Genomic DNA, 14,547 nt, shown 5'->3' with positions numbered 1-14,547 from the left:
CGGCCCTTCTTGCTGCGCGGCCCCTTGACGCCGAATTGGTCTGTACCTACGGTCTCCGCTCAACGCCTGGTTCATAGGGGCGCTCTATGTTCACATACGAGAACGGAGCCGCTGTGCGTAGAACCGCCTTCCTTGTGACCGTCACCGCCCTCCTGCTGGGTGCCCTCACGGCACCGGCCACTCACCGTGCCGAGGCCGCCCCCGCGAGCTTCGTCCACCCCGGCGTCACCGTCTCCCGGGCCCAGCTCGACTTCGCCCGCGGGCAGGTCGACGCCGGCGCCCAGCCCTGGAAGGGCGCCTTCGACCGCATGATCGCCAGCAAGTACGCCGACCTCGACCGCGTCCCCAAGCCCCGCGCGATCGTCGAGTGCGGTTCCTACTCCAACCCGAACAACGGCTGCACGGACGAGCGCGAGGACGCCCTCGCCGCCTACACCCACGCCCTCGCCTGGTACGTCACGCGCGACGACCGGCACGCGCGCAAGGCCATCGAGCTCATGGACGCGTGGTCGGCCGTGATCCGCGACCACACCAACAGCAACGCACCCCTGCAGACCGGCTGGGCCGGTTCCTCCTGGCCCAGGGCGGCCGAGATCATCAAGCACGCGTACACCGGCACCTGGCCGAACTCCGGCCGCTTCGCGACCATGCTCCGGGACGTCTACCTGCCCGAGATCATCAACGGCTCGAACTCCAACGGGAACTGGGAGCTGTCGATGACGGAGGCCGCCGTCGGCATCTCCGTCTTCCTGGAGGACAAGGCGTCGTACGACAAGGCCATGGCGCGCTTCCGGACCCGCACGGCCGCCTACGTCTACCTGGCCTCCGACGGCGAGCTGCCGAAGACCGTGCCGAGCCAGAACCTGAACACCCGGGAGAAGATCGTCGCCTACTGGCAGGGGCAGTCCACCTTCGTCACCGGCCTCAGCCAGGAGACCTGCCGCGACTTCACCCACACCGGGTACGGCATCTCGGCGATCTCGCACGTCGCCGAGACCAGCCGGATCCAGGGGCAGGACCTGTACGGCACCGACGTCGGCGAGCGGCTGCGCCACGCCCTCGGCTTCCACGCCAAGTACCAGCTCGGCACCACCGTCCCCAGCTGGCTGTGCGGGGGATCCCTCACGCTCGGACTCGGCCCGGTGACCGAGGTGGGCTACAACGCGCTGCACAACCGCCTGGGCGCCGCGATGACGAACACCCAGACCCTGACCCTGCAGAACCGCCCGGCCGGCACCAACAACCTCTTCGTCGCCTGGGAGACGCTGACGCACGGGGACAGCACCGCGTGAACCGATCGGGCGTGAACCGATCGGGGGGTCTCGTCCGATGAACCGGTGAGGAGAATCGATGGCGCAGTCGCGAAGGAGGCTGGAGGTGGATCCGTCGCACCCTGAGCACTTCATCACCGAGCCGGGGACGGGGTACCGGTTCGAGAAGTGAGCCGTCCGGGCGGTCCGGCACGCGGCTGCGGTCCTGTCGGTGCGTCCCGGTACGCTTCAGATATGAGTGCTGTTCCTCGTTCCGAGAAGCCGGTGGGCCGGTTCCGGCGCATGCTCGACCGGCTCTCCTCGTCGCAGGAGGACCTGGAGTCCGAGGAGCTGCGGGAGGACGCCGACACCGCCGGCTGCATCCGCATCGGAGACTGCCAGGACCGACAGATAGTGACGGTTACTGGTACCTTGCGCACGGTCACCCTGCGGCCGCGCGCCGGAGTCCCGGCCCTGGAGGCCGAGCTGTTCGACGGTTCCGCCGCGCTGGACGTGGTGTGGCTGGGCAGGCGCTCCATCGTGGGGATAGAACCGGGGCGCCGCCTCATCGCATCGGGCCGGATATCGATGAGCCGGGGCCGCCGCGTGCTGTTCAACCCGAAGTACGAACTGAGACCCCTCGGTAGGGAGTAGCCGGTGACGTCGCTCGACAAGCCGACCGAAGACACTCAGCAGGACGACGCCCGGACGGTGACGGAGGCCGCGCTGTTCGAGGCGTTCGGCGGGGTGCGGGGCATGGTCGAGACGGTGCTGCCCGGCCTGCTCTTCGTCACGATCTACACGATCAACAAGGACCTGCACATGTCGGCGATCGCCGCTCTCGCGGTGTCGCTGATCCTGGTCGTGGTGCGCCTGGCCATGAAGGACACCGTGAAGCACGCCTTCAGCGGTGTCTTCGGCGTCGCCTTCGGTGTCGTGTTCGCGATGATGACCGGCAACGCGAAGGACTTCTACCTGCCCGGCATGCTGTACACGCTCGGGCTGTCGTTGGCGTACATCATCACGACGCTGTGCGGGGTGCCGCTGCTCGGCCTGATCCTCGGGCCCGTCTTCAAGGAGAACCTCTCCTGGCGGACCCGCAACCCCGGGCGGAAGAAGGCGTACGCCAAGGCCAGTTACGCCTGGGGACTGATCCTGCTCGGCAAGTGCGCGATCCTCTTCCCGCTGTACTGGTGGGCCGACACGACGCAGCTGGGCTGGGTGCTGGTCGCGCTGAAGATCCCGCCGTTCCTGCTGGCCGTGTGGCTGACGTGGGTGTTCCTGGCGAAGGCGCCGGCGCCGATCGACGTCTTCGCCGAGATGGAAGCGGCGGAGAAGGCGGAGGCGGAGAAGGAAGCCTCAGGGCAGGAGTCCGCGGAGGCCGGTGGGCGGCACCGCCGGGAGCCCTAGTCTCCGGGGTGGGTGTCGCCCTCGCTGAACGTTGCCGCCCCCAGGACCCGCGTCGGCCCTGACGGGCCTCGTCCTCGAACGCGACGCCGGGCGGGCTGACTCAGCCCGCCCGGCGTCGCGTTCGTCCTGGCGGGCTCAGGTGCCCGTGCCCTCCCGCCGTACCGACAGCAGGTCCTCCAGCTGCTCCTCCCGGGCCTGGGCGGCCACGAACAGGAGCTCGTCGCCCGGTTCCAGGGAGTCCTCGCGCGACGGAGTCAGGACGCGCGTGCCGCGGATGATGGTGACCAGGGAGGTGTCCTCGGGCCACTCGACGTCACCGACCTGGGTGCCGGCCAGGGCCGACTCCTCGGGCAGGGTCAGTTCGACGAGATTGGCGTCGCCGTGGCTGAATCGGAGCAGGCGGACCAGATCGCCGACGCTCACCGCCTCCTCGACCAGCGCGGACATCAGGCGGGGGGTGGAGACGGCGACGTCCACGCCCCAGGACTCGTTGAAGAGCCACTCGTTCTTGGGGTTGTTGACGCGGGCGACGACGCGCGGAACGCCGTACTCGGTCTTGGCGAGGAGCGAGACGACCAGGTTCACCTTGTCGTCGCCCGTCGCGGCGATCACGACGTTGCAGCGCTGGAGCGCCGCCTCGTCCAGGGACGTGATCTCGCAGGCGTCGGCCAGCAGCCACTCCGCCTGCGGGACGCGCTCGACCGAGATGGCGGTCGGCGCCTTGTCGACGAGCAGGACCTCGTGGCCGTTCTCCAGCAGTTCGCCCGCGATCGAACGGCCCACGGCACCGGCTCCGGCGATGGCGACCCTCATCAGTGACCGCCTTCCCTCGGGCCCTCGGCGAACGACGCCTCGATCTTCTCGACCTCGTCGGTGCGCATCATCACGTGCACCAGATCGCCCTCCTGAAGCACCGTCTGCGAGGTGGGCAGGATCGCCTCACCGAGGCGGGTCAGGAACGCCACGCGGACGCCCGTCTCCTCCTGCAGCTTGCTGATCTTGTGTCCGACCCAGGAGGCGGAGGCGTGCACCTCGGCGAGCTGGACGCCGCCGGTGGGGTCGGTCCACAGCGGCTCGGCGCCCGACGGGAGCAGCCGGCGGAGCATCTGGTCGGCGGTCCAGCGGACCGTGGCGACCGTCGGGATGCCCAGGCGCTGGTAGACCTCGGCGCGGCGGGGGTCGTAGATGCGGGCGGCGACGTTCTCGATGCCGAACATCTCGCGGGCCACGCGGGCGGCGATGATGTTGGAGTTGTCGCCGCTGGAGACGGCGGCGAAGGCCCCGGCCTCCTCGATGCCCGCCTCGCGCAGGGTGTCCTGGTCGAAGCCGACTCCGGTGACCCGGCGGCCGCCGAACGAGGAACCGAGGCGTCGGAAGGCGGTGGGGTCCTGGTCGATCACGGCGACCGTGTGCCCCTGTTGCTCCAGGGTCTGGGCGAGAGCGGAGCCCACTCTGCCGCAGCCCATGATGACGATGTGCACAACCGTCCTTCCGAAGTCAAGAGTTGCTGACGTGGCTTGAACAGGGTCTCAGACCGCTGACCAAGCTACACATGCGCGGTCCGTGGCGGGCACCCCCGTGCACGGTCCGCGACGTCAGCGACGGCTGATGCTCCAGAGGCTGAGGAGGGTGAGAATGCCGAGGCCGACGAGGGTGCCGGCGGCGCCGATCAGCTCTGCGGTCGTGTGCATGGAACCTCCAAGGGGCGGCAGCGGGCGGGGGATTGTCATATAGGCATGCCGATCGCCCCGGCCGGGTCATCCGGTGCCGCGGCGAGGCCGAATTCACCCGGGAGGCAGACGCGGCACGGCATCACCCGGCCGGGGCCGGGGCTGAGTGGGCGGCCCCGTGTTCGAAGGCTTACGATCCTCTGTTGTGTCCAAACTGACCGACGTGCCCAAACGGATTCTGATCGGGCGCGCACTGCGCAGTGATCGGCTCGGAGAAACGCTCCTGCCGAAGCGCATCGCCCTACCCGTCTTCGCCTCCGACCCACTCTCCTCCGTGGCCTACGCGCCCGGGGAGGTGCTGCTGGTCCTCTCCATCGCGGGCGTGTCGGCCTACCACTTCAGTCCGTGGATCGCGGTCGCGGTCGTCGTGCTGATGTTCACGGTGGTCGCCTCCTACCGGCAGAACGTCCACGCCTACCCCAGCGGCGGCGGCGACTACGAGGTGGCCAACACCAACCTCGGCGCCAAGGCCGGTCTCACCGTCGCGAGCGCCCTGCTCGTCGACTACGTCCTGACCGTCGCCGTCTCCATCTCCTCCGGCATCGAGAACCTGGGCTCCGCGATCCCGTTCGTCGTCGAGCACAAGGTGGCCTGCGCGCTGGCCGTCGTCGTCCTGCTGACGCTGATGAACCTGCGCGGCGTCAAGGAGTCCGGCAAGCTCTTCGCGATCCCGACGTACGTGTTCGTCGCGGGCGTCTTCCTCATGATCGCGTGGGGCGCGTTCCGCGGAGTGGTCCTGGGCGACACCATGCGGGCGCCCACGGCCGAGTACACGATCAAGCCCGAGCACCAGGGGCTCGCCGGCTTCGCCCTGCTCTTCCTGCTGCTGCGCGCCTTCTCCTCCGGTTGTGCGGCGCTCACCGGCGTGGAGGCGATCTCCAACGGTGTGCCGGCGTTCCGCAGGCCCAAGTCGAAGAACGCGGCGACCACGCTGGCGCTGATGGGCCTGCTGGCCGTCACCATGTTCTGCGGCATCATCGTCCTGGCCCTCGTCACCGACGTCCGCATGGCCGAGAACCCGGCCGCGGACCTGCTGAAGAACGGTGTCGCGGTCGGCTCCGACTACGTCCAGAACCCGGTGATCACCCAGGTCGCCGAGGCCGTCTTCGGCAAGGGCAGCTTCTTCTTCCTCGTGCTCGCGGCGGCCACCGCCCTGGTGCTGTTCCTGGCGGCGAACACCGCCTACAACGGCTTCCCCGTCCTCGGCTCGATCCTCGCCCAGGACCGCTACCTGCCCCGCCAGTTGCACACCCGCGGCGACCGCCTGGCCTTCTCCAACGGCATCGTGCTCCTGGCCGGCGCGGCGATGCTGCTCATCTGGATCTACAGCGCCGACTCCACACGTCTGATCCAGCTGTACATCGTCGGCGTGTTCGTGTCGTTCACGCTCAGCCAGACCGGCATGGTCCGCCACTGGAACCGGCACCTGGCGACCGAGACGGACCCCGTCCAGCGCCGTCACATGATCCGCTCCCGCGCGATCAACACCTTCGGCGCCTTCTTCACCGGCCTGGTCCTGGTCGTCGTCCTCATCACCAAGTTCTCGCACGGCGCCTGGGTCGCCCTGCTCGGCATGGTGATCTTCTACGGGACGATGACCGCGATCCGCCGCCACTACGACAGCGTGGCCGCGGAGCTCGTCGCCCCCGAGGGCCCCAGCGACGACAGCGTCCGCCCGTCGCGCGTCCACTCCGTGCTGCTGATCTCCAAGATCCACCGCCCGACGCTGCGCGCCCTGGCCTACGCCAAGCTGATGCGGTCCGACACCCTGGAGGCGCTCACCGTCAACGTCGACCCGGCCGAGACGAGGGCGCTGCGCGACGAGTGGGAGCGGCGCGGCATCGAGGTACCGCTGAAGGTCCTCGACTCGCCCTACCGCGAGGTCACACGGCCGGTCATCGAGTACGTCAAGAGCCTGCGCCGGGAGTCGCCGCGCGACGCGGTGTCGGTCATCATCCCCGAGTACGTGGTCGGCCACTGGTACGAGCACCTGCTGCACAACCAGAGCGCCCTGCGGCTGAAGGGCCGGCTGCTGTTCACCCCGGGCGTGATGGTGACCTCCGTGCCGTACCAGCTGCAGTCCTCCGAGGTGGCGAAGAAGCGGGCCCGCAGGCGGCAGGAGTGGAACGCTCCCGGTTCGGTGCGGCGCGGTCCCGCGGCGGAGGACCGGACGAAGGAGCCGTCGGGCCCGGGTGGCCCGGAGGCCTGACCGGCTCGTGGTGAACGGCCGGGCGACAGCCACGTAGACTGGTGGGCTGTTGTCCGGCCGTTCCTCGTTCGACGTTGTGGAGTCACCCCGCCATGCAGGCAGAACCGAAGAAGTCGCAGGCGGACTCGCCGGAGGGCCCGTCGACGGGCTCGCTGGTGGGCGAGGAGTACGAGGTCGAGATCGGCCCCGTCGCCCACGGCGGCCACTGCATCGCCCGTACCGACTCGGGCCAGGTGCTGTTCGTCCGGCACGCGCTGCCCGGCGAGCGGGTCGTGGCCCGGGTGACCGAGGGCGAGGAGGGCGCCCGGTTCCTGCGCGCGGACGCGGTGGAGATCCTGTCGGCCTCCAAGGACCGGGTCGAGGCCCCCTGCCCCTTCTCCGGCCCCGGCCGCTGCGGCGGCTGCGACTGGCAGCACGCCAAGCCGGGTGCCCAGCGCCGGATGAAGGGCGAGGTCATCGCCGAGCAGCTCCAGCGGCTCGCGGGCCTCACACCCGAGGAGGCCGGCTGGGACGGCACCGTGATGCCGGCCGAGGGCGACAAGCTGCCGGCGGGCCAGGTTCCGCAGTGGCGGACGCGCGTGCAGTACGCGGTGGACGCGGAGACCGGCCGCGCCGGGCTGCGCCGCCACCGTTCGCACGAGGTCGAACCGATCGACCACTGCATGATCGCCGCGGAGGGCGTCAGCGAGCTGGGCATCGAGAAGCGGGACTGGAGCGGGATGGCCTCGATCGAGGCGATCGCGGCGACGGGCTCGCAGGACCGCCAGGTCATCCTCACGCCCCGGCCGGGCGCGCGGCTGCCGATCGTGGAGCTGGACAAGCCGGTGTCGGTGATGCGGGTCGGCGAGAAGGACGGCGGGGTCCACCGCGTCCACGGCCGCCCCTTCGTCCGCGAGCGCGCGGACGGCCGTACCCACCGCGTCGGCAGCGGCGGCTTCTGGCAGGTCCACCCGAAGGCGGCGGACACCCTGGTGACCGCGGTGATGCAGGGCCTGCTGCCGCGCAAGGGCGAGATGGCGCTGGACCTGTACTGCGGAGTCGGTCTCTTCGCGGGCGCGCTCGCCGACCGGCTCGGCGACAAGGGCGCGGTGCTCGGCATCGAGTCCGGCAAGCGCGCCGTCGAGGACGCCCGCCACAACCTCGCGGGCTTCGACCGGGTGCGGATCGAGCAGGGCAAGGTCGAGAGCGTCCTGCCGCAGACGGGGATCACCGAGGTCGACCTCATCGTCCTGGACCCGCCGCGGGCGGGCGCGGGACGCAAGACGGTCGAGCACCTGAGCTCCCTGGGAGCCCGCAGGATCGCGTACGTGGCCTGCGACCCGGCGGCGCTGGCGCGGGACCTGGGGTACTTCCGGGACGGGGGGTACCGGGTGCGGACGTTGCGGGCGTTCGATCTGTTTCCGATGACGCATCATGTGGAGTGCGTGGCGATTCTGGAGCCTGTGCAAAAGGGCTCCTGACCTGCTGCTTCGTGGGCGAGGTCGATTGATGACGAGTCGAGTCGATCTGTTTGGGAGTCCACCGAGTGGAGCGTGTAGCAGTCCCCGCCACGTGTCCCACCTGCGGCTTCGCGCGCCGGGCACAGGGTGGGAGCGCTCCGTCTCACCTTCGTGAGAGGCGGCTGGGGAACGTCTTGACGCTCGTTCGACGCTGACTTCGACGAGGCGTCATGACGCTCGCTCGGTCGGTTGCCGGCCCAAGTCGAGCACCTCGCCGATGCCTAGGCCGAGCGAGGCATCGGGGGTTGCCGAACGGGTCTCCAGCGCGCTCACCCGCGGCGTCGCAGAAGGCCCGCGTGGCCGACATCCTGAGTGCCGAGAGCCCGCCGGTCCGGCTACAGGCGGGCGTGGCGGCCGGGTCGACCCCCGACCCTGGCTTCCTGGAGATGCTCATCGAGCGGTGCGCGGTCGAGCCAACACCTTCCAACTGGGATAGACGCCACGGAGTGGAGCCAGGATCCTCCTGGCTCCACTCATGATGCGGGTGTTACTGGAACTGTGCGAAGAACCTCCAGATCTCTGCTTTGGTCCAGGTGGCGACGCCGCTTTCGTTGGGGGAGCCGTCGACCGGACCGGGTATGTGGCCTCCGTCGAACGCGGCCCATTGGACCGGGTACCCGGCGCGGCAGCCCGAGTAGGTGGTGGTGATGTGCGTACGGCTGCCCGGGGCGGGCTCGCGCGGGCTTTGGGCAGTGCAGCCGTTGTTGGTGACGAACTTGTCGCGCAGGGACCGTCCTTGCCCGATGTTGAGGACGTTGTCGCTGATGCCGTGGATTCCGAAGTAGGCGATGGGCTGGGTGCCGCCGCTGCACCCGCTGATCTGGGCGCCGGAAATGACCGCGACGGCCCTGAAGACGGTGGCCCGGCTGCATGCGAGTGCGTAGCTCATACCGCCGCCCCAGCTGAATCCCGTGGCGAAACGCTGTGCCGGGTTGACGCAGAGGCCGCCCTCGATGCGCCGGATCATGTCGTCGACGAAGGTGACGTCCTCACCGCCGGAATTGGCCCAGCCGTTGCCGAGGCCCTGGGGGGCCACGAGGATCGCGCCGTCGTTCGACTGTTCCTGTTGGCCGTAGTAGGACCAGGCGTTCCCGCTCGTGCCGCCCGAGGCGACGTCGCCGGCGGTTCCGCCCCGCCAGTGGAACGCGAAGATCAGCCGGTAGGGGCGGCTGTTGTCGTAGTTGGCGGGAACCCTGAGGATGAAGCTGCGGCTCTTACCGCCGCTCTGAATCGTGTGCGTACCGCTCGCCAGAGTCGGGGCGCTGCCGCATCCGCCGCCACCGGGCGACAGCTTGATCATCTGCCACTGCTGGTTGGCGCCACCCCAGTCGGTGTACTGGACGACGTTGCCGCCGTCGGCGGTGGAGGCGCCCTGCACCTCCACCGCCTTGCTGCTGGTGCGGTTGATCAGCCGGACGTGGCCCGCGTCGGAGTCCGCCAGGCGGAACTGCTGGTTGGCCCCGTTGTGGTCGGCCCACTGCTGGATCACGGCACCGTCTGCGGTCGAGGCGCCGGCCACGTCGAGAACCTTGCCCGAATGCCGGGCCTTGAGGCGGTAGAAGCCGCCGCCGGAGTCCAAGAACTGCCACTGCTGGTTGGCTCCGTCGTTGCGCGTCCACTGGCTGACCCGCGCGCCGTCGGCGGTGGACGCGCCGGAGACGTCCAGCGCCTTTCCGCTGTTGCGATTGACCAGGACGTACCAGGCATCGGTGTCCACCGTCGCCGCCTCGGCGGGCGCCGGACTCACCGCGGTGAGCATGCCGATCGCGAGGGTCGCCGCCACCACGGCGGCGACCCGGGACCACCAACGATGTCTTCCTGGAGGGGCGGGAGAAGCCGCACCGTAGGCCGTCATCGATTCACCCTTTCGTCTGTGTCAGGCCCCATCAGGTGCGGGTCCAGCGTTGGTTGCCGGCGTTCGAGCAGGAGTAGAGCTGGATCAGGGTGCCGTTGGTGGTGCCGCCCGCGACGGCGTCGAGGCAGAGGCCGGACTGGACGCCGACGATGGATCCGTCAGAGTTGAGGCGCCACTTCTGGTTGTCGCCCCCCCAGCAGCTGTAGATCTGGACCTTGGTGCCGGTGCCGGTGCCGGCGGCGTCCAGGCACTTGTTGCCGTACACCCTGAGCTCGCCGGCGGCGGTGTACGTCCACTGCTGGTTGGTGCCGCTGTGGCAGTCCCACAGCTGGAGCTGGGTGCCGTCGGTGGTGCTGGTGCCGGGCACGTCCAGGCACCGGCCCGACCCCACGCCCTTGATCTGTCCGGAATCCGCCGGGGGCGTGGAGGAACCGCCGTTGAGTGCGTTGAGGACGGCGGTGTAGGCGGGCTTCTTGCTTCCGTCGCCGTTGAACAGCAGCGGCGTGTGCTCCGGCCGCCAGGAGTCGGTGTCGCGCACGCCCCAGACGGTGATGCCGAGGCAGCGCGGGACGGCCAGGCAGTCGTTGGTCACGTTGGCGTAGGTGGTGGCCGGGGCGCCCTGGATGTCGAGTTCGGTGATGGCGACGTCGACGCCGAGGGCGGCGAAGTTCTGCAGTGTGGTGCGGAAGTTGCTGTTGTAGGGGCTGCCGCTGTTGAAGTGCGACTGGAAGCCGACACAGTCGATCGGCACGCCGCGCTGCTTGAAGTCCCGGACCATGGCGTACATGGCCTGGGTCTTGGCCCAGGTCCAGTTCTCGACGTTGTAGTCGTTGTAGCAGAGCTTGGCGGCCGGGTCCGCGGCGCGCGCGGTGCGGAAGGCGACCTCGATCCAGTCGTTGCCGGTGCGCTGCAGGTTGGAGTCGCGCCGGGCTCCCGTGCTGCCGTCGGCGAAGGCCTCGTTCACGACGTCCCACTGGGCGATCTTGCCCTTGTAGTGGCCCATCACGCCGTTGATGTGGTCGATCATCGCTTGGCGCAGTGTGCTGCCGCTGAGGCTCTGCATCCAGCCGGGCTGCTGGGAGTGCCAGGCCAGGGTGTGACCACGCACCTGCTTGCCGTTCTGCACCGCCCAGTTGTAGACGCGGTCACCGGCGGTGAAGTTGAACTGGCCCCGCTGTGGTTCGGTGGCGTCGATCTTCATCTCGTTCTCGGCCGTCACCGAGTTGAACTCACGGCTCGCGATCGCCGTGTACGCCGAGTCGCCCAGCCTGCCCGAGGCGATGGCGGTGCCGAAGTAGCGGCCGCTCTGCGCCGCCGCGGCGCCGAGCGTGCTCTCGGCGGCGTGTGCGTTCGGCGGCGCGACCAGTGCGGCGACCGCACCGAGGACGCCGACGACCAGCGCCAAGAGCAGGCCGCGGATCTTCCGGCGGACAACGGGTCTGGGAAGGGCATACGAACCCATCACTGTGCCTCCAAGGTAGAGATCACGGAAGGACTGAAGCGCAGGGGATTGCGTCGTCCGCTCCCCTTCGGCAGACGGACGGGGCGGGCCGGAGTCCGGGCAGCACGGAATCACCGGACACCGCGGTCACGGGACGGGACGATCTCAACCGGCACGCGTCGCACCCGGTCGGCCGTCGGGTGACGTACGGCGGGCGGTGGCGGTGTTTCGACACAGGCATGGGGGAACTCCATCGCGGCTCAGCCGGGGGACCGCCACGCGGCGTCGCGCACCTCTCCCACTGCGCGAAGAGCCAGGATGCGCTGGTGCGAACCTCACCGGAACGAAACGGGGTGGCGCGGGTGCTTCTGGTGCCGTGGATCTGTCGTGCAGCTGTGCGTGGATCTGCCGGGCAGCACGGCTCGCCCAGGGGCGAGGCGGTTCGAAATATCGAGCTGGGGCCGGTTCTCCGACAGGGATGATTGAGGTGTTGATGACGAGTCGTCAACACTCCTTGCAGAAAAAGTTTCCGTTTCACGGGCGAAAGTTTCGGAATCCTGGTCTGCGGGCGGCGGTCGCTCGGGGCCGCCGGGGTCGTTGTCCTCGGCGTTCTCCAAGATGGTCGCCCGGGTGATCTCCAGTCGCTCCAGGCGGCGCTCCACCCCAATGAGTTGCTCGGTCAGCTGGGCGATCTGCTCGCACGGGCGATCTGCTAGCACGGGCGGACTGCTTCCTCGCGGCCTGCGGCCTGCCGTTCGGCGATCTGGGCCAGGAGCTCACGAATGCGTCGCCCCGCACGTCGGCGCCCTGGTCCCGAAGGGCGGTGGATCCCGCCGGGTCCGCGCGGCGCGGTCGGTGAGCCGGCGGGTCGTCACGTCGGCCGTCGATCAGCGGATCCGCGATGCCGGCAGTCGCCCGCCGAGGTCGTCGGGTCCCGTGACTCGTTTCCCGTCACCTGAAGAGGGGGGCGAACAGCTGCCGCCGTTCGGAGAATCGGCGTGTCGCGGACGCTGAAGACACAGCCGACCGGGTTTCGGCACTGTCCGCGAGATCGCTGCACTCCGGCGCCAAGTGCGGGGCGACTCGGTCATTTGCCGGTGTGACGTGCGACGTTTCGCGCACAGCCTCCTTCGAATGTTTCGGTCTTGGTCGCGACACATGCGAGAGGTATTGACGCCGTTCATCGGTTCCCTATCATTCAGGTTGCTCGAAACTTCGACCCGTCTTCGATATCGCGAACGTCGAAGTAGCTCCATCGCGCAGCAGGGCAGATCCGCGTCGCACCGCCCGAAACGCAGAGTCGCAAGGAGCCGCGCTGCATGCGTATGTCATGGCCTCGCCAATGCATGAACCCGCTCCAACGCTTCGGACGTCGCCGAGCCCCGGTCTCGGGCCTGCCGGCCGCGGCAGTCCTGATGACGCCCGGGACTGCGACGGTCTCACCCGACGCCGTCCAAGCCTCCACCCCCTGGTGCCCATGCCGCCCGAAGGCGCCGGGCGCCACCCCGGCCTTTCGGAAGGCCGCGAAGGGCCGGGACGTCACAAGCGGTCTGCCGTCGCGCTCACAGGCCGCTGCACACCGCACTGCACCGACAGTCCGGACAACCTCTGACGAGGCCGACCGGAACCGCCTACTGAAGGTTGAGGAAGTCCCCATGCACAGAGGAAGTTTCAGCAGCAGGCATCCGTCTGCGGTGCTCGCCGCCGCGGTGGCGGTGCTGGCCGCGTTGGCAGCGATGCTCGCCGCCACCCCGGCTCAGGCGGCTTCCACCGGCGCCCTGCGCGGTGTTGGCTCGAACCGGTGTCTCGACGTGCCGGGCGCCAGCCAGACCAACGGCACGTATCTGCAGATTTATGACTGCTGGGGCGGGACCAACCAGCAGTGGACGCTGACGGACGGCAACCAGATCACCGTGTACGGCAACAAGTGCCTGGATGTTCCGGGCCACGCCACCGCGGCCGGTACCCGGGTGCAGATCTGGACCTGTTCCGGCGGTGCGAACCAGCAGTGGCGGGTCAACTCCGACGGCACGGTACTCGGCGTGGAGTCCGGGCTGTGCCTGGAGGTTGCGGGCGCCGGTACGACCAACGGCACAGCGGTGCAGATCGGGACGTGCAACGGCGGCAGCAACCAGAAGTGGAGCGGCCTGTCCGGGACCCCGACCCCGCCGGACGGCACGTGTTCCCTTCCGTCGACGTACCGGTGGACGTCGACGGGTGTGCTGGCGCAGCCGGCGAACGGGTGGGCGGCGGTGAAGGACTTCACCACCGTGACGCACAACGGCAAGCACCTGGTCTACGCGTCGAACTTCTCGGGATCGTCGTACGGCTCGATGATGTTCAGTCCCTTCACGAACTGGTCGGACATGGCATCGGCCGGCCAGACCGGCATGAGCCAGGCCGCGGTGGCGCCCACACTGTTCTACTTCGCGCCCAAGAACATATGGGTGCTGGCGTACCAGTGGGGTGCGTGGCCCTTCATCTACCGCACGTCGAGCGACCCCACCAACCCCAACGGCTGGTCCTCCCCGCAGCCGCTGTTCACCGGGAGCATCTCCGGCTCCGACACCGGCCCGATCGACCAGACCCTGATCGCCGACGGGCAGAACATGTACCTGTTCTTCGCCGGTGACAACGGCAAGATCTACCGAGCGAGCATGCCGATCGGGAACTTCCCGGGCAACTTCGGCTCGTCGTACACGACGATCATGAGCGACACGAAGGCCAACCTCTTCGAGGGCGTACAGGTCTACAAGGTTCAGGGCCAGAACCAGTACCTCATGATCGTCGAGGCGATGGGCGCGAACGGGCGCTACTTCCGCTCCTTCACGGCCTCCAGCCTGAGCGGCTCGTGGACCCCGCAGGCCGCCACCGAGAGCAACCCCTTCGCGGGCAAGGCCAACAGTGGTGCCACCTGGACCAACGACATCAGCCACGGTGACCTGGTCCGCAACAACCCCGACCAGACCATGACCATCGACCCCTGCAACCTGCAGTTCCTCTACCAGGGCAAGTCGCCCACCGCGGGCGGAGACTACAACCGACTGCCGTGGCGGCCGGGCGTCCTCACCCTGCGGCGCTGACCGCCCCGATTCACGGTGACCGTGATGTGGTGCGGTCTGCGGGTGGGTGGGCGAGCGGTTCACGGCGTGA

At 69.1% G+C, this 14,547-nt stretch carries 10 protein-coding genes and 1 pseudogene; 7 read left to right on the top strand and 4 right to left on the bottom strand.

Annotated elements, in window-relative coordinates; translation table 11 throughout:
• Positions 1–86 precede the first annotated feature (86 nt).
• From ACIBBD_RS29570 to ACIBBD_RS29555, 4 genes and pseudogenes are all read left to right on the top strand, one after another.
• Positions 87–1,292: an alginate lyase family protein gene (locus ACIBBD_RS29570; protein WP_399422620.1), complete on the top strand. Its 1,206-nt coding sequence runs from the start codon at positions 87–89 to the stop codon at positions 1,290–1,292.
• A gap of 58 nt (positions 1,293–1,350) precedes the next feature.
• A pseudogene (locus ACIBBD_RS29565) lies at positions 1,351–1,443 on the top strand (DNA-binding response regulator); the annotation flags it as partial.
• A gap of 62 nt (positions 1,444–1,505) precedes the next feature.
• The gene (locus tag ACIBBD_RS29560; RefSeq protein ID WP_360347242.1) at positions 1,506–1,904 is read left to right on the top strand and encodes an OB-fold nucleic acid binding domain-containing protein; all 399 of its coding nucleotides are present in this window, start codon (positions 1,506–1,508) and stop codon (positions 1,902–1,904) included.
• A gap of 3 nt (positions 1,905–1,907) precedes the next feature.
• Positions 1,908–2,660 (top strand): DUF3159 domain-containing protein, encoded by a 753-nt coding sequence (locus tag ACIBBD_RS29555; RefSeq protein ID WP_399422619.1) that lies wholly within the window; start codon positions 1,908–1,910, stop codon positions 2,658–2,660.
• 135 nt (positions 2,661–2,795) lie between these two features.
• Here ACIBBD_RS29555 and ACIBBD_RS29550 read toward each other — a convergent pair whose 3' ends face one another.
• Positions 2,796–3,473, bottom strand: a complete 678-nt coding sequence (locus ACIBBD_RS29550) for a potassium channel family protein (RefSeq protein ID WP_399422618.1) — start codon at positions 3,471–3,473, stop codon at positions 2,796–2,798.
• Complete coding sequence (locus tag ACIBBD_RS29545) at positions 3,473–4,141, bottom strand: potassium channel family protein (RefSeq protein ID WP_399422617.1); 669 nt, start codon at positions 4,139–4,141, stop codon at positions 3,473–3,475. The genes ACIBBD_RS29550 and ACIBBD_RS29545 overlap by 1 nt, the downstream gene beginning before the upstream one ends.
• A gap of 394 nt (positions 4,142–4,535) precedes the next feature.
• On the opposite strand from ACIBBD_RS29545, the gene ACIBBD_RS29540 reads away from it, so the two are divergent.
• Both ACIBBD_RS29540 and ACIBBD_RS29535 read left to right on the top strand, forming a co-directional pair.
• Positions 4,536–6,599, top strand: a complete 2,064-nt coding sequence (locus ACIBBD_RS29540; RefSeq protein ID WP_399422616.1) for an APC family permease — start codon at positions 4,536–4,538, stop codon at positions 6,597–6,599.
• A 92-nt stretch (positions 6,600–6,691) separates the two neighbouring features.
• On the top strand, positions 6,692–8,059 hold the full coding sequence (locus ACIBBD_RS29535; RefSeq protein WP_399422615.1) for a class I SAM-dependent RNA methyltransferase: 1,368 nt from the start codon (positions 6,692–6,694) through the stop codon (positions 8,057–8,059).
• A gap of 526 nt (positions 8,060–8,585) precedes the next feature.
• Here ACIBBD_RS29535 and ACIBBD_RS29530 read toward each other — a convergent pair.
• Both ACIBBD_RS29530 and ACIBBD_RS29525 read right to left on the bottom strand, forming a co-directional pair.
• Positions 8,586–9,884: an RICIN domain-containing protein gene (locus ACIBBD_RS29530; protein WP_399422614.1), complete on the bottom strand. Its 1,299-nt coding sequence runs from the start codon at positions 9,882–9,884 to the stop codon at positions 8,586–8,588.
• 100 nt (positions 9,885–9,984) lie between these two features.
• A complete protein-coding gene (locus ACIBBD_RS29525) occupies positions 9,985–11,415 on the bottom strand; it encodes an endo-1,4-beta-xylanase (RefSeq protein ID WP_399422613.1) in 1,431 nt (476 codons plus the stop codon).
• A gap of 1,634 nt (positions 11,416–13,049) precedes the next feature.
• On the opposite strand from ACIBBD_RS29525, the gene ACIBBD_RS29520 reads away from it, so the two are divergent.
• Positions 13,050–14,477, top strand: coding sequence for a non-reducing end alpha-L-arabinofuranosidase family hydrolase (locus ACIBBD_RS29520; RefSeq protein WP_399422612.1), 1,428 nt, complete (start codon positions 13,050–13,052; stop codon positions 14,475–14,477).
• Positions 14,478–14,547: the final 70 nt, after the last annotated feature.

Origin of the sequence: Streptomyces sp. NPDC051315, assembly GCF_044455165.1 — a bacterium.
Taxonomy (GTDB): Bacteria; Actinomycetota; Actinomycetes; order Streptomycetales; family Streptomycetaceae; genus Streptomyces.
This window is presented reverse-complemented; position numbering and strand designations above follow the sequence as displayed.

Excerpts from the sequence above, each read along its gene's own strand:
- ACIBBD_RS29570 (WP_399422620.1), top strand. The coding sequence starts at position 87 with ATGTTCACATACGAGAACGGAGCCGCTGTGCGTAGAACCGCCTTCCTT.
- ACIBBD_RS29560 (WP_360347242.1), top strand. The coding sequence starts at position 1,506 with ATGAGTGCTGTTCCTCGTTCCGAGAAGCCGGTGGGCCGGTTCCGGCGC.
- ACIBBD_RS29550 (WP_399422618.1), bottom strand. The coding sequence starts at position 3,473 with ATGAGGGTCGCCATCGCCGGAGCCGGTGCCGTGGGCCGTTCGATCGCG.
- ACIBBD_RS29535 (WP_399422615.1), top strand. The coding sequence starts at position 6,692 with ATGCAGGCAGAACCGAAGAAGTCGCAGGCGGACTCGCCGGAGGGCCCG.
- ACIBBD_RS29525 (WP_399422613.1), bottom strand. The coding sequence starts at position 11,415 with ATGGGTTCGTATGCCCTTCCCAGACCCGTTGTCCGCCGGAAGATCCGC.
- ACIBBD_RS29520 (WP_399422612.1), top strand. The coding sequence starts at position 13,050 with ATGCACAGAGGAAGTTTCAGCAGCAGGCATCCGTCTGCGGTGCTCGCC.